Here is a 19392-nt window from a genome sequence, read left to right as displayed (position 1 = left end):
GAAACTAGAAACAACCGTAATATAATCAGGGGCAGATTGCCGAGGCGGCAGCTGCGCCTTTTTTTTGAACATGATAATAGATAATTAGCATCGCGCTAGGAGATTTCGACCTGATGGCGAGTGAGTTTACGATAGCCTCGACTACAATGCTTTTCCAGCTGACGCAAGGGCGTTGGAACGAAGCCATTGGGACATACGGGATACGTATGTTCTTTTTTTTTGAACTAATCCTCTTCATCGAATTTAGTAAACATTTACTAAATAAATTCTAATGATTTCAATCGTGGACGTTATAATGAATCGCAGCGGATATATATGCACTTAGAGGCGTATTTGCAGTAAGAGAGCCTGATTTAGCATTAAAGCATTTAGAACATCTGAGTACAGTAAGGCTTCTTGGCGAGCATGTTCCGTATTTTGTGGAAGCTTTCCCTGAGGGGAACCAACGTCATTTGTCGGCCGAAAGCGGGCTATACGCTAGAATTTTTATTGAAGGACTGTTTGGAATTCGCCCGGTCGGCTTTAAATCGTTTACCTGCAATCCGCAACTGCCGACGAATTGGGAAGAAGCAGCGCTTAGGGAGATTCATGCATTTCAAACGGTGTTCGATTTGGAAGTGACTAGGAACGGTGAATGTAATCGATTAAAGGTATATGAGAAAGGAACGTTGGTGTTTGACCAGTCGGCAAGAGTTGGGGAATCTTATCTGGTATCGTTAACTTTGAGTTTATAAACTTTAATCAGGGACATAATGATTTTGTTAACTATCAGCAAAGAGAGGTGAATCGTTCTTGTCGAATCAAAAATGCTACTATTCATTCGAAGATCCATCCGGCACTACGTTTGAATACCGAGCCACCAGTTTACAGCAAGCCATGGTGATAAAGAAGAAGTTGGCCTTAGACATGGGTATTTCCAAAGAGGCTTTTGAGCTAACGAGCATAAGCAAAAAACGAAGTCAGGACATTTAAGAAACTGCCGCGTAAATCGCGGCTTTTTTTGTGGTTATTCTTGATTACTGCAGATACCGTCACATAGGATCGCCCGTTGCATGGTCTCTTGGCCGGATGCGAGGATGATGAGACGCAGAATTTCTCATCGCACTTCGTATCTGATGGATGGATTTTAAATAACTCCCAAAAGACCATAACACGTCTGATTTTTCAGACGTGTTATTTATTGTGAGTGCAAGCCTACTTTTGGACATGCTAATCTTGTTTTGATAGTCAGAGGTCTATCTTTTATATGAAATCGAGTACTATACATGAACTCGCTCCTCACTCTATAATTGTCATAATGCTGATAACACCGGGCATCAATCCACATAGATTGGGCTGAGTAGATGATCCGAAAACCACTTTCCTTTCAACACCGATTAATGCTGGTTATCCTCTTGACCGTGCTGCTGCCGTCGGTACTTCTTAATTTTCTTACCTTCTCCACGATAAAAACACAAATGCAGGAAGACGCTATTACATGGCTGAAAGGGATTACGGAAAACTCGGGGCGAACGATGGATAGCTATATTCAGCTTGTCAAAGGGATTACCAAAAATCCGGAATACGACAGTACGCTGATGAACATATTCGAGAAACATCGATTCAATACGAACGGTTTATACGGCTATTCATTTGAGGAGCAGGTACAAATCAATGGCTGGCTGTCCATGTTAAGAGAAATGGATAATAACATCTATGCGGTTAATTTCGTTGATTTAAATGGTAACCGCTTTCATTTGGGCAAGGACTATGTGGATATAAACAAGGAGTGGATTAATAAAACCCGTGAATACAATGGAGGAAGCCTTGTTTGGCCCCCTGAAAAGCTTGGGAATGGTGAAACGGTATTCTCGGTGACGAGAACGATTATTAATCCGAATTCCTTTCATATGACGGCGACGATTCAGCTTGTGTTTCAATTGAATTTCCTTACGCAAACGGATAATAAAAACTTTTTGCAGCACGGAGATTTACTTGTTCTGGATCGTAAGGACCAAGTTATTTTTGATTTAAGCGGCAAATGGACCGGCGAGAAAATGAACTGGGACTCGCAAGATCAGAATTTTCATGTCAGCTACAATTCTAACTTAACCGGCTGGCGGCTCGTCGGCACACTGCCCGAGGATGTTTTATTCCAGAAGGTCGATTACCTTCGCAAATGGATCTTACTAGCCAATATTGTATTTATATTATTGACGATGGCAATCGTCTATTTGCTCAGCTATCGAATTACCAGGCCGCTGTGGAACCTTAGCAGGGTCATGCAGCAAGCTTCGAAAACGAACTTCATCATCGACACGATCAGCTTCAAGCGGAGAGATGAAATCGGCATGATAACGGGCAGCTTCAATCAGATGGTCAGAAGAATTCATAATCTGATCGATACGGTGACAGAAACGGAACGCAGACGAAAGCGGTCGGAAATCGAAGCACTGCAATCGCAAATTAATCCTCACTTTCTCTACAACACATTAAGTTCAATTACCATGCAGGCAGAGCTTGATGAGAATTATAAAATTTCGGACATGTCCGCCTTGCTCGGAAAGCTGCTGCGCTATTCCATCGGCAGCCAGGAGGAGTGGGTGGAGGTGAGGCAAGAATGCGATTATATCCGGACGTATATACGCATCATGCAATATCGATTCCCATTGATTCAGTTCGACCTGCACATCGACGAAAGCGTCAATCACTGGTTAATGATACGCTTATTAATTCAGCCTATTGTAGAGAATGCAATCATTCATGGCATCGTTCCGAAAGGAAAGGAAGGACAAGTTAGTATTCATGTCGGAGTGAAAGAGGTTGAAGACGGTGAGAGCAGGCTGTTTATTTCTGTCAAAGATTCCGGTGTGGGTATGGACCAGCACGCGGTTGACGAGACCATGGAACGATTGAAGGAGTACGAAGCACAGCCGGGGGGAATCGGTCTGCAGAACGTTTATAATCGCATCGCTCTCTCTTATGAAGGCGATTTTCAATTTGTTATGCAAAGCAAGTTAGGAATTGGCACGTGGTTCTATATTGAAATTCCTGGGAGGATCGGCGCATGAGAATCATGGTAGTCGAGGATGAAGAGCTTCTTCGCGACGGGCTTATTAAAATGATCGGACGAATGAGCTTGAACGGTTCTGTCGTCGCCATTGCCGGTAACGGAGAAGATGCGTTAGAGCAGCTTTCCCACGTAGGTGTTGATTTAATTATCACGGACATCCGGATGCCGAGAATGGATGGATTGCAGCTATTAGAGGAAGTGCAGCGGTTGAATCTCGATATACGTTCAATCATCCTAAGCGGGTACGATGATTTTGAATATGCGAAACGAGCATTAAAGCTAAACTGTAAAGATTATTTGCTGAAGCCCGTTATGTTCCAGGATCTCTATGAGCTTCTAAGTAAGATTGAGGCCGAGTTCATTGCGATGCAGACGAAGATGATTGAAGAAGTAAAACTGAAAGGGATCCTCAATCAGAATCAATCTCTCATTCGGCACGAGTTCTTGAGAACGTTCATACAGCTGGAGAAGATGCTGCAGATTGAAGCACGCCTTGCCGAAGCGGAGACAATTGGCGTTTATTTACAAGCGAGCTGCTACTCGATCATCGCTGTTCAGATCGAAGAAAAGCCGGAAAAGAAGCGTAACTATGGAAAAAACGGTTGGATGCTTATGAAATACGCCCTACATAATATTGTTGAGGAATTGACCAGTTATATGCCGTGTTATTATGACGAACATGAAGTTCTCATTGTGCTCCATGCGGGCATCGCGGATGAAGAAGAGTTGAATGTGTTAGGTAATCGGATTGCAATGAAAAGTAGAGAGCTATTAAAAATAACCGTTTCTATCGGGATTTCCGAGAAGCATGACCTATATCACTTGTCTCTAGGTTACGGGCAAGCAACGCGGGTTCTGAAGTACCGACTCATCTCCGACCAGCCTATAATCGAATTCCACTCTCAAGTTAGCCGCTATACGAACCATTTGATCAAGCCGCATATGGATCAGCTGGCAGAGCTGTTCGATCTCGATCATGCGGATACCGCTATTAAGCAGCTCAAAGAATGGTATGAAGCCCTCAAGGCTGCAGAGCTGAGTCTGGGTTCTCTTGAAGTCATGGAGCAAGAAGTGAGAGTGGTGTTCCATTCGTTACTTAGACATTTTGTGAAAGAACTAGGTGACCGGGAGTACGATCTCGGAGCGGAAATCGGAATCATGGAAACGGCAGACTCCTTCTATGCGAGAATGAACCCGCTGCTAAACGTACTTAAGGCAATCAGCTCTGACAGCAAGAAGGGGTTCATAGAGAATTGCACGTCCAAACAAGTGATGAAATACATAAGGGAACACTACAACGAGAATATCAACCTAACTTCAATCTCGGAATTTATCTATATGAATCCAGCTTATTTAAGCGTCATGTTCAAGAAGAAGGCGGGAAAAAGCATCATCGAGTACTTAACCGAGGTGCGAATGGGAGAAGCGAAGAAACTGCTGTTAAATATGGAGTTAAAAACCTATGAGATTGCGGAGATGGTCGGATACAACGATGCCGCATACTTTTCCACGCTATTCAAGAAATACAGTGGTGTATCTCCACTCGAATACAGAACTATAAATATTCGAAGATAATCTATATTTCCTTCATGGGAGCGGGAGCGTTCCCCCTATACAATCTAAGTAGTTGGATACGATTCAGTCAAATCAATTAGGGGGGAACAAGAATGCAGAAGAAAAATTTGCTGCTCAGCTGTGTGGTTGCATTGACAAGCTTGTCTCTAGTCATGGCCGGCTGTTCAAGTAACAACTCATCAGATTCTAAGGACAACGCAACGGCAAGTGCGAATAAGGGAGCTAATGCAGAGGCTAATAAGGAGGCCAATACAGAAGCTAACTCAGGGGCCAATTCATCTGCTGATACGACGAATAATAATGCGCCAGCAGCAGATCAAGCGGAACCGATTAAGGCACAGTTTTATTATGATTTCGCAGCACTCACCAAGTACATTACCGATGTCAATCCGATAGTTCAAGCCTCAGACAATGTCACCTTCGAAGGTGTTCCTTATACCGACACGACGGCTTACCAAACCGCGGTGCGCATCGGATTTACGACGCAAGAGGCACCAGATCTCTTCAAATGGTGGAATGGCTACAAATTGAAGGAGCTGGCAGATAGCGGGAACTTGGCAGATATGACGGAGCAATGGAACGAGCTAACCGCGGATGAGAATGGCATTCTGCCCTCGCTTTCCGGTCCGTTGACTGTTGACGGCAAAATCTACGGCATTCCAGCGTCCGCCCATTATTGGACGATCTTCTACAATAAAAAGGTATTCGCGGATAATGGATTAACGGTTCCGACAACATGGGATGAGTTCATCAAAATTAACGATACGCTCAAAGCGAAGGACATCACACCAATTGGTACTTCGATTAAGGATTCGTGGAATGGATTTATTTGGTTCGAGGATCTTATGATTCACTCTTACCCTGAGGTCTATAAGAAGCTCGTTGTCGGTCAGGCGAAATATACGGACCCTGAAGTGGTAGAAGTGATGGAGCTATGGAAGTCCATGTACGATAAAGGCTATTTCTCGAAACCGATGACGATGGACACCGAGATCCCGCCAGCTTTTGCAAAAGGTAAAATCGGCATGTTCTTGTGCGGTACATGGTATGAGAGCTTCTTGACCGGCGCAGGCCTCAAGCCTGAGGAAGGCTACGGCTCGTTCATTATGCCTGCGATCAAGCCGGAAGCCGGCAAAACCGTTATCTCCGAAATTACACCGTTTCTAGTTTCGAAGAATGCCAAAAATAAAGAGGGTGCCATTAAGGCTGCTCTTGCGCTTACGAAGAAAGAAGCAAATGAGAAGCTGCTGGCTGTATTTGGCGGTGTGCCTACTCGTAAGGATGTCGAAGCAAGCAGTCCGACGATTAAAGCTCTCGTGGACAATATCTCGAAAGACAATTACGCCGCTATAACAAGGTACTGGGAAGCGACGCCATCGGAGCTTTCGGAATATGGATCCAGTGAGTTTATAAGGTTCATGCTCAATCCGGACCAATATATGGATGTCTTGAATAACATCCAGAAGAAGGCGGATAAGTACTGGGCGGAAAATAAATAATAGTCGCTAGGGTTAAGGGGTGTTAGAAAAGCCTCTTAACCCTACTTATTATCGGGACCTATAGGGAGTGTGACCAGATGAATTACATCAAAAAACACGGAGAGGCATTGCTATATGTATTGCCTGCGGCCTTGATAATAGCTGTATTTTTTATATCTTCAATCCTTTACACACTCGTAGTCAGCTTTACAGACTGGGATGGATTGACGAGGTCTCATTGGGTAGGCTTGAAAAACTACGTCGAGGTGTTCAGTGATGTTACGTATATCACCTCGCTCAAGAATACATTCATGTGGGTGGGACTGTCTTTAATTCTTCCCGTGGGTCTTGGACTTCTCCTCAGCATATTGCTGCAACAAATCAAAGGCCAGAGATTGTTCAAGAATCTGTTTTATTTGCCTTATGCGATGTCCCTGACGGTCGTAGGCGTGATCTGGATCTTTCTATTCTCTTCTAGTGGAATAAATTATCTCTTAACCCATATGGGTCTCGAATCATGGACGAGGGATTGGCTGCAAACGCCTCACTATAATACAGTCGCCATGCTCATTGCCTCTTTATGGCAAGGAACAGGCACGAATATGCTGCTGTTTCTAGTCGGGCTGGGATCATTGCCAAAGGATCCGTTCGAGGCTGCGGCAATCGACGGCGCGAATCGGTTCCAGATCTTCTGGAGAATAACGCTGCCACTCTTAAATCCGGTAACCATCGTCGTGCTGGGGCTGGCTCTCGTAAACAGCTTCAAGACGTTTGATATTATTTGGGTCATGACGCAGGGGGGGCCTTATCGTTCCTCGGAGACGCTGGCCGTAACGATGTATCGCGAAACATTTATGCTGTTCCATTTCGGACAAGGTGCTGCGATCTCTATTCTCTTAACGATTTTGACGGTTGTTGCATCTTGGTTTTATTTGAGAAAAACAATCGTAGAGGAGTGAGAACATGAAACAGCTCGCAATAGCAATTAAATATATGATCGTCATTACTTTGGCCATTCTATGGATCGCTCCCGTCGTGCTCGTTCTCATGAATTCGACGAAATCATTAATTGACTTTACGAATGGGAGTATGTGGGCGTGGCCGAAGAGCTTCCATTTCTTTCAGAACGTAGAGGAAGCGTTGAAAGTAGGCAAGCTTTCGAAATATGTGAAGAACAGCTTAACTTATGGCGTCATCGGTTCGGCAGCTAGTATCCTGCTCTCGGCCTTTGCAGCATATGGCTTGGTTGTCCTACGCTTGAAAGGCTCCTTTTACTGGTTTTTGTTCATTTACAGCGGAACGATCTTTCCCTTTCAAATGTATCTGGTTCCCTTGTTCTCGGGCTATCAGAAAGTGGGCATCTATGATACCTTTTTTGGGATGTGCCTCTTCTATACCGCCATTTGTATCCCATTCTGCGTGTTTCTATTGCGTAACTTCATGACGACGATATCGAGGGAATATGTAGAAGCAGCTCAAATGGACGGTTATACGACACTAGGCATCTTATTCCGGATCATATTTCCATTCTTGGTACCGCCGATTTCCGTGTTGTTCTTATTTCAATTCACATTCATATGGAATGATTTGGTGTTTGGGTTGATCCTAACGCGAAGCGATGACATTCGTCCCATTATGTCAGGACTTGCCGCCATGCAGGGCATCTATTTCTCTACGGGAATTACAACCTTAATGGCAGGTATCGTCATTACGTCCATACCTACTCTGCTGCTTTTCTTCTTTCTTCAGAAAAATTTCATTAAGGGTATGCAAATTACGGTGAAGTCTTAATGGTTATTATTAAACTACGTATGTAGGGAACGAGATCGCAAAGACAAATTCAGAAGCGGTCAACCAGCCAAGTTACCTGGTTGCACGATTCTGGATTTTTTTTGTTGTGTGATAAGAAGTCGTTATATTGAAGGAAAATAGTATGGAAATTGAAAGTAGGCAGGTTAAGAGAGCAATATGATGAAGTTGCAGGTCATTTTATCAGAATAGATAGATTCTCCGATTCATTTCAGGGTACCAATCCACGTATTTCGGACCGGGTGCGGAAGATCCAGGCCTAAGGGAAGCACGTCAGTGGCTGCAGTGCATCATTAACGATACTGAACCTGTCGTTTCGCCGGAGCAGGCATTCGTTGTAACGCAAATTCTGGAAGCGATCTACCAATCGTCAGAGACAGGGAAAGAAGTATATCTGTAAAAGTAGGATTGGAACGGCACAGCCTAAAGGCTTTCGCTGTTCTTTTTTTTGCCCACACATTGAAAAGTGAATGCTTATTTAATTTGACAGTGACTATCATTTTATATAGACTCTCATTATGGAACGCAACATGACAACGTAGGAGGGTTTATATTGACACGCACGAATAACAAAGCACTTATTGTGATGGGGCTGCTCATCGGCTTCGTGTTCTCTGAGCTGGATGAGACCGTCGTGAATACGGCACTGCCGACGATTATCCGTGATCTGAACGGATTATCGCTGTACGGCTGGGTGGCAGGCATTTACATGCTGACGATGACTTCATTTATGCCGATTCTCGGCAAGCTGGCTGATTTGTACGGACGGAAGAAGATTTATATTTTGAGCATGAGCTTGTTTATCGCGGGTTCGATCATTAGCGGCTTTGCTGATGCCATGCCTGTACTTCTGCTTGGACGCGGTATTCAGGGGATTGGCGCAGGCGGATTAATGCCACTCGCTATGGTTATCTTTGGGGATATCTTTACAGTGGAACAACGAGCGAAGGCACAAGGCATCTTCGGAGCGATTATGTTCATACCGCAGCTGCTTGGACCGTTGATCGGAGGCTATTTTACACAGCATATTTCGTGGCATTGGATATTCTGGGTGAACATTCCGGTTGGTGTACTGGCAGCGATTGTCCTTTCCGCGGGACTTCAAGAATCGAAGGGGAATAAGGAGGCAAGCATCGACTGGGCGGGTGCTTTGCTACTCGTTGGTGCAATTATTTCGCTGCTGATTACGCCAGTGCTTCATGAAACGGAAGGCTATGCTTGGAGCTCACCAGTGCTGATTAGCTTGTGGGTGCTTGGAGCTGCGCTGCTTGCCGTATTCGTACTCGTGGAACGGAGAGCGAAAGAACCGATTCTGCCTATGCACTTGTTCAAGAACCGCACGTTTGTCGTGATCTCGCTTATTATCTTCCTCATGATGATCGGTTTGATGGGTTCCTTCGCATCGTTCCCGTTCTTCGCTCAGAACGTGCTAGACTTGACGCCAATCGCGTCCGGTTATCTGACAATGCCGCTGATGGTAGGGGCTGTGCTCTCCAGTATCATTTCTGGTAGAATGATGACAAAGCTCCCTTACCGATATCTATTCGTCGTGTCGATGGTGATGCCGGCGATTGCATTCTACCTCATGACCGGATTGACCATGCATTCCAGTCTGATCGAGATTGTTGTGTTCTTCCTCATTCTTGGTCTTGGCTTTGGCGTATTGTTTAATAACAGCCTGGTTGTACAGGAATCGGTTGACAAGGACAACAGCGGCATTGCATTAACGTCTGTTACATTGTTCCAATCCTTCGGCCTAACAATTGGTGTCAGCGTATTCGGCAGCTTGCTGGCGTCGAGAATTACTTCCGGAATGAGCAAGCTTACGGGCTCGCTACCGGCGGACAGCGTGGAACAATTAAGCCATGCAGCGCAAGGCGGTATACCAAAAGGGTTGGACGCGGATCTGGTCGAACAGATCAAAGGTGTGTTCTCGAATGCTTTCCAGCATCTATACCAGATCTCGTTCGTCTTCGTGTTGATCGTATTCGTCATCTGCTTCTTCCTCAAGAAGGAAGTGCTGATCGTATCGGACAAGAAAGACGACCACGCAGCAGCAGGAGGTACGTCAACAATCGAAGCTTAATTATGAAATGAAGATAGGAGTTATGGCCATGTCCCCTGGTGACCTAAAGCCGGTGAAGATCGGACTTCGCGAGAAGAAGAAGAAAAAGACGCGCTTAACGCTTCAACAGCACGCGCTGCGTCTATTCAAGGAGCAGGGCTATCAGGCGACCACAATTGAGCAGATCGCCGAAGCGAGCGAGATTTCGCCGAGCACCTTCTTCCGTTATTTCGCGACCAAGGAAGCGCTTGTGCTAGAGGATGATTACGATCCTGTTCTCATCCGTGCTTTTCAGAGGCAGTCTCCTGAGCTGACACCGATTCAGGCGTTCCGGGCAGCGATTCGGGAAGGCTTTGACGAGATTTCGGAAGAAGAGAAGGCGGCGCTTCAAGAGCGAATAAGGCTGACGATGAGCGTTCCGGAGCTTCGGGCAGCTTCTCTCTTGCATACGAATGATACGTTAATGATATTTACGGAGATTTTATCCGAGCGGCTTGGCATTCCGAAGCAGGATTTCAAGATCATGACTTTATCCGGATCCATCCTGGGGGCAGTTATGGCGGTACAGCAATATTGTCTCGACAATGAGGATGCCTATTTTATTACGAAGGTCGATGAAGCGTTGGCTATGCTGGAAGAGGGATTATCACTGGAGTAGGCCGTCCTTATAAAGGACGGTTTTTTATTTGTTCGTATCACTCAGCGACATCAGCGCCAAGGAAAGTGGTTGGTTAGCGACGAATGTATAAGGAAAGTTTTGAAATTCATGAAGAGAGGAAGTAGCTATGATTAAAGGTGAAGTTATCCTTTTGAACGGTGTTTCAAGTTCAGGTAAATCTACAATAGCCACTATGCTGTCGGAAAGATTGCCCAATTATTTCGTATTAGGGTTTGACGATCTAGGTGACTTAATATCAAAAATGCGTAACTATAAAAAAGATCCGTCGACATGGTCCATCATAAACAACCAAAACTATGATCTGCATTTTATAACCTTTATCTTGCACAGGCTGACAAAAGTGATCTCGGAATATTCTTTTAACATCATTATTGATACGGTCTTAGATGCGGAAAGCGATGCCGAGGATTTCTTAGAGCAGTTCAAGGATGAAGATGTATTATATGTCGGTGTACATTGTCCGCTCGAAGAATTGGAACGACGCGAACGCGTCCGTGGTGACAGAAATATCGGCATCGCCAAAGAACAATTGGAAATTGTACATAAACATATGAAATACGATGTGGAGATCAATACATACGAAAATTCAACGGAAGAGTGCGTATCAAAGATATTGGCTGCATTGAGCGTTAAACCAATTGTCTAAGCTTTCTCAAATAGTGCTTCGGCGTGCAGCCTGTGAATCGCTTGAATAGCTCATAGAAATGAGCCATATTCTCGATTCCGACCTCAGTGGCAATATCTCCGATAATCATGTTCTTCGTAATTAGAAGCTGCTCGGCTCTGCGAATGCGCTGCCTATTGACGTAGTAGGTAAATGAAACGCCGACGCATTTCTTGAAGAACTTGGAGAAGTAAGTGTAGCTCATACCGGCGATTCGGCTTGCTTCTTCCATATCAATTTTGCTGCTCAGATGGCTTTCCACATAGTCGAGAATCGGCTGCATCACCGCAGCGTCAACATGCTCGAAGGGCTGGAGCAGCTCGCGCCCGTCATTGCGAAGGAGGGTGAGAAGCAGCCGCTTGACGTACATGCTCATCGCGATTTCATAGCCCTTGGTCTTGTTCATCATTTCATCGTGAATATCAATGATGACCTGACCGATTGCTTGCTTCGTGCGTGGATTCTCGCTAAAGATGTAGTTCAGATCCTCAAGCGGTCTGATTATTTCGGAAAAATGGCGGTAATACCCCATCATCGCTTCATCGAAATATGGCCTGAGATCTAGATGCAGCACGATATAGACGAGTGGCCCATCATCCACTTTGTTGCTGAGATGAAGCTGAGAGGAGCCGATAAGGACGACGTCTCCTGGGGAGAGGATGTACGTGTTGTCTGGCGTACGGATGTCTAGCGTGCCCTCTTGTACGACAATGAGCTCTACTTCTTTATGATAATGCCATTGTCTTGTGAGCGGCTGGTTGGTCCGGAAATCTGTGAACTGCCAAACCTTCATGCACAAGCGCTCATTCTGGTAATGAATCGGTTCTTGAAATGTCTCCATCTTAATCGCTCACCTTATCTAGTAAGTGCAAATTTGGATATAAACGAGTCAAAACTCGGCATACATGAAGTCTAAGAGAATCGTTATGATAGCTTTAACTAGTATACACCAACTAAAGGGGCGATTGAGAGATGAAAGTAGCTGTTGTTGGCTGCGGCGGCATGGGACAGTACCATGCACAGAGCTATGCGAAGATGCCCGGAGTTGAACTCACTGGCGTCTGCGATGTCGATTATGAATTAGCGTTGGATGCTGCGAAGAAGGTGAATACGTCCGCGTTCCGCTCGTTTGAGGAGATGGTCCTGTCTGCCGAATTCGATGTGGTCAGCATTGCGGTACCTTCCTACTTGCATAAGGAATTGGTGGTAAAGGTTGCTGCTGCGGGCAAACATATCATCTGCGAGAAGCCAATCGCGCTTCATCCGCAGGACGCACTAGAGATGATCCGATGCTGCGAGGAGTATGGGGTTCGCTTATTCATCGGTCATGTCGTACGCTTCTTCCCGGAATACGCGCAGATCAAGCAGCAGGTTGATGCCGGTCTCATCGGCAAGGCCCGGGTTGCCAATGCTCGCCGCGTCGGAGGCCATCCAGGCGAAGCGAGAAGCTGGTTTAAGGAAGCGGATAAAAGCGGCGGCGTCATTGTCGATCTCATGGTGCATGACATTGATTTCATGCGATGGACGCTTGGAGAGGCGAAGTCCGTGTATGCGATGGGGCATTGTAACGGCGAGATCGAATACGCATTAGTTACGCTGGTATTTGAGAGCGGCGCCGTCGCCAATTTGGAGGCATTCTGGGGTTACCCGGGTTCGTTCCGTTATGCGGCTGAATTTGCCGGCTCGGGAGGGTTAGTCAGCACGGACAGCATGAAGTCGCAGTCGTTGCAGATTCGCAAATCGGCCCAGGAGCAGAGCGGAGACAAGGTCGTGGAAATCCCGCAAAGCCCAGGCTTCACCGATCCTTACTATAAGGAATTGCAGCACTTCCTGAGTTGTATTAAGACAGGCAGCGAACCAATTGTGACGGCACATGACGCGTACAAGGCGCTCGAAATTGCAGCAGCTGCGCGCGAATCCTTGGAGACAGGCAAAGTCGTATTACTGTGATGATGAAACGGGAGGGACACTAGCATGACAACGTTAAAGGTAGGCATGATCAGCTTCGCACACGGACATGCTTTCAGTTACTTCAATAGTTTGCAGCAGCTGCCGGATGTGCAGGTCGTCGGCATAGCCGATGACAGCAAGAGCCGAGTGGCAGATATTACGGAGCGTCATGGCATACCGTACTATGCGGATTATAAGCAGCTTCTTGCCCAAGATGTCGATGCAATCGTCATATGCTCGGAGAATGTGCATCATGCCAAGCTGGTCATCGATGCGGCGAGAGCGAAGAAGCATGTACTCTGCGAGAAGCCGCTTGGCGTATCGGTAGAAGAGATGCAGCAGATGATCGACGTATGCAAGGAGAATGGCGTGCAGCTGATGACGGCCTTCCCATGTCGCTACTTGGCAGCTGTGATCAGCGCGAAGGAAGCGATTGATCGTGGCGATATCGGCGAGATTGTTGCGATTAAAGGAACGAATCACGGCGGCAATCCGGGTGGATGGTTTGTCGACCCAAGTCTCTCTGGCGGCGGAGCTCTTCTGGACCACACGGTCCATGTCATGGATCTCATGAACTGGGTGTTGCAGTCGCCGGTCAAGGAAGTCTATGCTTATGCCGCAACTCTGTTCACGGAAGGGCTGGCAGTCGACGATGCCGGCATGCTTCACGTCAAGTTCGATAACGGCGTATTCGCCGTATTGGATACGAGCTGGTCCCGTCCGAAATCGTTCCCGACCTGGGGCGACGTCACGATGGAGATCGTCGGCACGAAGGGTGTTATTTCTGTAGACGGCCTCGCGCAGAAGAACGATCTGTTCAGCGACGCAACGGGCAAGGGGGTCTATTCCTTCTGGGGCGACGACATGGATTTCTATATGATTCAGGATTTCGTGAACGCCTTGGTGCAGGGAAAGCCGGTGCCGATTACCGGCGAAGATGGCTTGAAAGCCGCGCAGGTGGCGATTGCAGGTTATGAATCGAACAAGCTCGGACAGCCGGTTGTGCTGTAGAAGGCGAAATGGTAAATGGCAAGAGCCCCGTACACTGCGTACGGGGCTCTTGCTGTATGATACTGCGTGTATCGCGTCGGTAATTTCCAACATATGGTTTTGGTGTTCGGCAATTGCTGCTTCGTGATATATTGTAGGAAAAGTTTCTCATAAGTTGTAACTGTGAGACAGTTAGCAACAATCTACCGTAGACACCAACGCCTGAGGAGTGCATCGCAGCATGAAGGTCATGAAAATCTCTTACTTTCGTTCACTTGCTTTTCGTATTTCCCTACTAGCCGGAGTATGTTGTTTATTGCTATGCATCGTATTGACCTATGTATCTTACCGGCATCAGACGAGTCAAGTTTACGATGAATTGAATGCAGTGGAGGGCATGTTCCATTCCCCGCTCATGCTTCAAACCGACAAAATCGAGTTATCGAAGGTCGAATCGAAGAAGAATGCGGCAGCGTATAAAACCGTTCCAGAGGTTGCAGAGGTACAGGGAGAGATGGATCGAGCAGCGTCTTCCGACCTCGTCGAGAACGCCTATATGTTCTATCCCGAATGGACGACAGAAGATGGGCAGCCTGCGCTGCTGAATTTATTGTCTAATTCCGAGCTTTACGAAGGCGGAGAACTGCCTGCGATGTCTTACGTTCCTCAGCCCGCGCTATATGATGCGCTCAAGGAAGCCGAGGCAACTGGATACAGCGTTACGGCGCCTTACACGGACGATCTTGGTACATGGATCAGCGCCATCAGCGCGATTAGAGACAAGGATGGCAAGCTCGTCGCGTTCGCCGGACTGGACTTTGATTATAAGCTCATTCAATCCATTCTAAATAAACGTTTGATGGAAAGCATAACTGCCGGTGTTATCGCACTCGTCGTCTTTATGATCCTGCTCTCCATCTCGGTGCGAATTAACCTCCGCGGGATCAATCGCCTCAGCACCCTTGCTCAGAATGCGGCGAATGGAGACTTATCCGGTCAAATTTCGATCAAGAGCCGTAACGAAGTTGGACTTCTTGGCGAGAACTTCAACGCGATGATCGGCAATCTCCGTTCGCTCATTGAGCATATCGCGGAATCTTCCCGGCAAGTGTCAGGAGCTTCAGAGAAATTGTTGAACGGCGCAGCGGAAACGGTACAAGCAACGCAGGCGATCTCTGGATCTATTGAGCAGCTATCCTCCCGTTCCGATGAACAGCTAGTCGGGGCACAAGAGAACAGCCGTGCCATGCATGAGATTACGACTGGTATCCAGCGTATTGCGGAATCGGCTGGCGAATCGTCGAGAGGCTCCGAAGAAGCGATGCAATGGACCTCCGAAGGCAATCAGCACATGCAGCAGAACCTTACGCAAATGACGCAGGCGCTGAGCGAAATTCGCCAAGGCGTACAAGCGATGACTAGCTTGAAGGCATTATCGGAAGAGATTGGCACGATTACGAAGATGATCGCGGAAGTGACGAATCGAACGAACCTGCTTGCTCTTAACGCTTCGATCGAAGCTGCCCGTGCAGGCGAACATGGCCGCGGCTTTGCTGTCGTATCGCGCGAGATTCGAACCCTTGCGGAGCAGTCCAAGCAATCGTCAGAGCAAATCGAGGATCTGATCGGTCGCGTGCAGCTTGAGACGCAAACTGCATTCGTCGCGATGGATCGCGGCATGGTGGAAGTCGAGGCCATTGAAACGGTCGTGCAGAAGGCGGATCAAGCCTTCCAGCAGCTTGCTCTCACCGTACAGATGGTAGCTGCGCAAATGGTAGATGTCTCCGCCGTTTCCGAAGAGATGTCGGCAGGCTCCGAGGAAGTGTCAGCTTCCATTACGGAGATGGCCGAGCAGTCCCGCATGACATCGGAAATGACGAAGAGCATCTCCGCCGCTTCTGAGCGTCAGCTGGCTACAATGTCCGAGGTTACGGAGACGGCAACCCGCTTAAACGGGATGTCAGGTGAGCTTCAGCAAGCAGTCGAGAAGTTTAAGCTGTAAGCATAATCAAGAGCAAGGGCCTTATCCTGTGGAGGATAAGGCCCTTGCTCTGTTTAAGGAGATTCGCCATTCTCCACACAGGGTATAAAATCATCCGAAATTTACGCGTTAATGTACACTTTCCTACGGATTCATCCGTATCGTTACATTTTCGTGATTATTTGCGCTATAGTTATTGCGATAGACAGCAAGGAGGTCATCATGAGCATAAAGAACAGGATAAAAGTTTCGATGTCAGGCCTGTGGCCGAAGACATTAAAGAATAGATTATTCATCATCTTAGGCTTTAACGTTCTCATTCCGCTTCTGTTGGTTATCTTCATCTCATACAAGAGCGTATATCCGCTGCTCGATCAGCGTATTCGGACAGGCATCCAGAACAACCTGAATTTATACCAGATGTCGCTTGAGAATACACTCGCCAACATTAACAACGTCTCTCAAATCCTCGCGTATGACGGCAGAATTGGGAAGAAGCTTAGTCAGTTCCTTTCGGAAAAGGACCTCTATAAGAAAACACAAATTAACAACGATATCCAGCAGGATTTAACGATTATATCCAGCACGAATCCGACACTCGGACTATTCTTCTATTATTTCGAAGATCAGAAGAAGATCCTTTACCAGAACTATACGGTAAATCCCGACTTCTCCTTGGTAAAGCTTCCTCGGCTCGTCGAGCTGAACGGGATCACCTATTACGGGCCGCATTTGACGAATCGGCAGTACAGCGACGTTCAAGTGCTATCTGTCGCACGAAAAATTGTCATGCCAGATCAGAATAACGTCTACGTCTATCTCGAGACGGGCTATAAGCTGTGGGATAAAATCAATCAAACGGGCCATGAGGATAGCATGAACGAGTATCGTCTCATTGTCGATCAGGAGAACCGGGTTACATTCAGCGAGAATACGGCTGATTTTCCGATTGGGTCGATTCTGCGTGACAGTTCGGCAGGCAAGCTCAAGGAAGCCAGAGGCTATTATGTGTTTGAGACAGCGAGCAATCAAGGCTGGAAAGCGGTGTATCTCATCTCGAAGGCCGCCTATCACAAAGAAGTCATACGCTGGATTGAGCAGCTCGTGGTCATTCTAATCATTTCTATATTGCTTTGCTCCTTATTCGCCTTGGCGATTTGGCGGATGGTTTATGTGCCTCTGAGGAAGGTCAATCAAGATATGCGGCTTGTTGAGAACAGTGATTTTGACACGCCATTGTCGCGATTCTCGATTGTTGAATTTGATACGATGATGCGGCATTTCGATACGATGCGCGACCGAGTGAAGGAACTGCTGGAAGAGAACGCCTTGAAAGAACAGCGCCGGGCTGACTTTGAAGTCGAGAAGCTGCTGTACCAGATTAACCCGCATTTTATTCATAATACGCTCGATACGATTCAATGGCTGGCTCGTTTGAAGGGGCAAGAGGATATCGATACCGTCGCGACCTCGCTGAATAAATTGCTCTATTACAACCTTGGCAAGAAGGGACCGCAATCGACGATCGCGGAAGAGCTGGAGGCGCTGAAGGATTATTTGACCTTGCAGAAGATCCGCTACGATTTCGAGTTCAGCGTCACAATCGAAGTCGGGGAGGAGCTGCAGAATTGCTTGGTACCGCGGTTTATTTTGCAGCCGCTCGTGGAAAACTCTCTCTATCATGGGAATTTTGACAAGAATGGTCTCATTGAAGTTACAGTGGAGCCGGATGGCGGCGCGTTTATGATCATTCGTATCCGCGATAACGGACGCGGTATGACGCAAGAAACGATTGCGCGGCTGCTCGAGAAGCAATCGGAAGAGCAGAATCGGATTGGGCTTGGAATCGGGGTCTACTATGTGAAGCGCGTATTCGATTCTCAATATGACGGACAAGCCGCATTTGACATGACAAGCGCAATAGGAGAAGGAACGTGTATTACGCTTCGACTACCTAGAATGTATGCAATGAAGAAAGGTGAAAGCTTATGATGCGCGTACTTATCGTTGATGATGATCGTTTGGCGCGGACAGGCTTAATGAACCTGCTCCCTTGGAATCAGTTCGGATTACAGGTGGTCGGTGAAGCAAGTAATGGGGAGAAGGCGCTTGAATTTCTGCAGGAGAATGAGGTTGATCTGCTCATAACGGACCTCGCGATGCCGGTCTTATCAGGAATCGATCTGATGCGGCAGGTTCGTGAGCTCTATCCGAACCTATTTATTGTGGTGCTGTCTTATCATCAGGATTTCGAATTGGTTCAGGAAGCGCTCCGTCTTGGGGCGATTGATTATATTGCAAAGATTCAGCTCGAGAAGGTAAAGCTGGAAGAAGTGCTGGAGCGGATTACGAAGCGGATTCAGTTTGAATTAAAGCAGCGTACTAACCATCCGAACGATCAAGGCGGCCAGCGGCAGCAGTCTGCATCACCTGAAGAACAGGCATGGATCATGGCGGCAATGATGCCGTTTGACTGGCTTAGAGATGCTAGCAAGTTTGCCAAGCTGACCGAATATATGAGCCAGCACAAGCTGAAGCTTGAAGCTGTACAAGAAGCTAGCGAGAAACTGCTCCATAAGCTGAATCCGATCCTGCCGGAAGAGCGGAAGGTAGCGTCAGCTTCCATCGTTACGCTGTCAGAATGGCACACGGAGATCATCGCACTGCGAGCTTGGTTCCAGAATGAACAGAAGCTGTCGCAGTACTCGATTGAAATCATCGAGGCGATCCTTCGGGCAGCCCATTATATCCGGGAGCATCTGAGTGAGGATCTTCATCTGGACCAAGTGGCGCGCGAGGTCAGCGTAAGCCGGAGCTATTTCAGCGAATGCTTCAAAGAGATTGTTGGTATCTCCTTTCAAAACTATCTGCGAAACGCCCGTCTGGAGTTTGCGCTGAAGCTGCTGGAAGAGACGACACTTCCGATCTATGCAGTCTCTCAGAAGGCAGGCTATCCGAACGAAAAGTACTTCAGTAAAGTATTTCGTTCTTTATTTCACCTGCTGCCAAGTGAATATCGTGCTAAAGGTATAAAATCGTCCGATTTGATGAAGTCGGTCTACCAATTGTCCTAAAAGGAACGAATCGAATAGCTACCTTCAAAGGACCGTTTTTGCTCTCGCAGAAGGTCCTTTTTAATATACGATAGT

The 19392-nt window shown here is 47.0% G+C and carries 14 protein-coding genes and 1 pseudogene; 14 read left to right on the top strand and 1 reads right to left on the bottom strand.

The genetic code is table 11. The annotated features are described in order from the left end of the window. Positions 1-1343: 1343 nt before the first annotated feature. From BMY11_RS24115 to BMY11_RS24080, 9 genes and pseudogenes are all read left to right on the top strand, one after another. Complete coding sequence (locus tag BMY11_RS24115; protein WP_090582217.1) at positions 1344-3050, top strand: cache domain-containing sensor histidine kinase; 1707 nt, start codon at positions 1344-1346, stop codon at positions 3048-3050. Continuing rightward, entirely contained in the window at positions 3047-4627 is a 1581-nt protein-coding gene (locus tag BMY11_RS24110) for a response regulator transcription factor (protein ID WP_090582215.1), read from the top strand. Before BMY11_RS24115 ends, BMY11_RS24110 begins: the two co-directional genes overlap by 4 nt. 92 nt (positions 4628-4719) lie before the next feature. After that, entirely contained in the window at positions 4720-6126 is a 1407-nt protein-coding gene (locus BMY11_RS24105; protein WP_090582213.1) for an ABC transporter substrate-binding protein, read from the top strand. A gap of 77 nt (positions 6127-6203) precedes the next feature. Next, entirely contained in the window at positions 6204-7064 is an 861-nt protein-coding gene (locus BMY11_RS24100) for a carbohydrate ABC transporter permease (protein WP_090582211.1), read from the top strand. A gap of 4 nt (positions 7065-7068) precedes the next feature. Next, positions 7069-7896 carry a carbohydrate ABC transporter permease gene (locus tag BMY11_RS24095; RefSeq protein ID WP_090582210.1) on the top strand — a complete coding sequence of 276 codons (828 nt, stop codon included), beginning with the start codon at positions 7069-7071 and terminating at the stop codon, positions 7894-7896. A 247-nt stretch (positions 7897-8143) separates the two neighbouring features. Then, positions 8144-8314, top strand: a pseudogene (locus BMY11_RS29510) (Gfo/Idh/MocA family oxidoreductase); the annotation flags it as partial. A 153-nt stretch (positions 8315-8467) separates the two neighbouring features. After that, positions 8468-10000: an MDR family MFS transporter gene (locus tag BMY11_RS24090; RefSeq protein ID WP_256217753.1), complete on the top strand. Its 1533-nt coding sequence runs from the start codon at positions 8468-8470 to the stop codon at positions 9998-10000. Positions 10001-10028: 28 nt separating this feature from the next. Then, the gene (locus BMY11_RS24085; protein ID WP_256217752.1) at positions 10029-10637 is read left to right on the top strand and encodes an acyl-CoA-like ligand-binding transcription factor; all 609 of its coding nucleotides are present in this window, start codon (positions 10029-10031) and stop codon (positions 10635-10637) included. A gap of 127 nt (positions 10638-10764) precedes the next feature. After that, complete coding sequence (locus tag BMY11_RS24080) at positions 10765-11304, top strand: phosphotransferase-like protein (protein WP_090582208.1); 540 nt, start codon at positions 10765-10767, stop codon at positions 11302-11304. Here BMY11_RS24080 and BMY11_RS24075 read toward each other — a convergent pair. Continuing rightward, positions 11288-12163 (bottom strand): AraC family transcriptional regulator, encoded by an 876-nt coding sequence (locus BMY11_RS24075; RefSeq protein ID WP_090582205.1) that lies wholly within the window; start codon positions 12161-12163, stop codon positions 11288-11290. The two genes, BMY11_RS24080 and BMY11_RS24075, sit on opposite strands and share 17 nt — an antisense overlap. A 131-nt stretch (positions 12164-12294) precedes the next feature. Here BMY11_RS24075 and BMY11_RS24070 point away from each other — a divergent pair, with 131 nt between their 5' ends. The 5 genes from BMY11_RS24070 (at position 12295) to BMY11_RS24050 (ending at position 19317) form a co-directional block, all read left to right on the top strand. Continuing rightward, on the top strand, positions 12295-13272 hold the full coding sequence (locus BMY11_RS24070) for a Gfo/Idh/MocA family protein (protein ID WP_090582203.1): 978 nt from the start codon (positions 12295-12297) through the stop codon (positions 13270-13272). Positions 13273-13296: 24 nt separating this feature from the next. After that, a complete protein-coding gene (locus BMY11_RS24065; RefSeq protein ID WP_090582201.1) occupies positions 13297-14283 on the top strand; it encodes a Gfo/Idh/MocA family protein in 987 nt (328 codons plus the stop codon). A gap of 220 nt (positions 14284-14503) precedes the next feature. Next, complete coding sequence (locus tag BMY11_RS24060; RefSeq protein ID WP_090582199.1) at positions 14504-16264, top strand: methyl-accepting chemotaxis protein; 1761 nt, start codon at positions 14504-14506, stop codon at positions 16262-16264. 201 nt (positions 16265-16465) lie between these two features. Continuing rightward, positions 16466-18235 (top strand): sensor histidine kinase, encoded by a 1770-nt coding sequence (locus tag BMY11_RS24055; RefSeq protein ID WP_177182799.1) that lies wholly within the window; start codon positions 16466-16468, stop codon positions 18233-18235. After that, the gene (locus tag BMY11_RS24050; RefSeq protein WP_090582195.1) at positions 18232-19317 is read left to right on the top strand and encodes a response regulator; all 1086 of its coding nucleotides are present in this window, start codon (positions 18232-18234) and stop codon (positions 19315-19317) included. The genes BMY11_RS24055 and BMY11_RS24050 overlap by 4 nt, the downstream gene beginning before the upstream one ends. The last annotated feature ends 75 nt before the right edge of the window (positions 19318-19392 follow it).

It is taken from the genome of Paenibacillus sp. OV219, from assembly GCF_900110075.1.
GTDB lineage: Bacteria > Bacillota > Bacilli > Paenibacillales > Paenibacillaceae > Paenibacillus_Z.
The sequence above is the reverse complement of the archived record's forward strand: the minus strand, read 5'-3'. Positions and strand labels throughout refer to the sequence as shown.

Coding starts and splice junctions, on each gene's coding strand:
- BMY11_RS24050 (WP_090582195.1), top strand. CDS start 18,232: ATGATGCGCGTACTTATCGTTGATGATGATCGTTTGGCGCGGACAGGC.
- BMY11_RS24085 (WP_256217752.1), top strand. CDS start 10,029: ATGTCCCCTGGTGACCTAAAGCCGGTGAAGATCGGACTTCGCGAGAAG.
- BMY11_RS24095 (WP_090582210.1), top strand. CDS start 7,069: ATGAAACAGCTCGCAATAGCAATTAAATATATGATCGTCATTACTTTG.
- BMY11_RS24060 (WP_090582199.1), top strand. CDS start 14,504: ATGAAGGTCATGAAAATCTCTTACTTTCGTTCACTTGCTTTTCGTATT.
- BMY11_RS24075 (WP_090582205.1), bottom strand. CDS start 12,163: ATGGAGACATTTCAAGAACCGATTCATTACCAGAATGAGCGCTTGTGC.
- BMY11_RS24110 (WP_090582215.1), top strand. CDS start 3,047: ATGAGAATCATGGTAGTCGAGGATGAAGAGCTTCTTCGCGACGGGCTT.
- BMY11_RS24105 (WP_090582213.1), top strand. CDS start 4,720: ATGCAGAAGAAAAATTTGCTGCTCAGCTGTGTGGTTGCATTGACAAGC.
- BMY11_RS24100 (WP_090582211.1), top strand. CDS start 6,204: ATGAATTACATCAAAAAACACGGAGAGGCATTGCTATATGTATTGCCT.
- BMY11_RS24065 (WP_090582201.1), top strand. CDS start 13,297: ATGACAACGTTAAAGGTAGGCATGATCAGCTTCGCACACGGACATGCT.
- BMY11_RS24055 (WP_177182799.1), top strand. CDS start 16,466: ATGAGCATAAAGAACAGGATAAAAGTTTCGATGTCAGGCCTGTGGCCG.
- BMY11_RS24080 (WP_090582208.1), top strand. CDS start 10,765: ATGATTAAAGGTGAAGTTATCCTTTTGAACGGTGTTTCAAGTTCAGGT.
- BMY11_RS24115 (WP_090582217.1), top strand. CDS start 1,344: ATGATCCGAAAACCACTTTCCTTTCAACACCGATTAATGCTGGTTATC.
- BMY11_RS24070 (WP_090582203.1), top strand. CDS start 12,295: ATGAAAGTAGCTGTTGTTGGCTGCGGCGGCATGGGACAGTACCATGCA.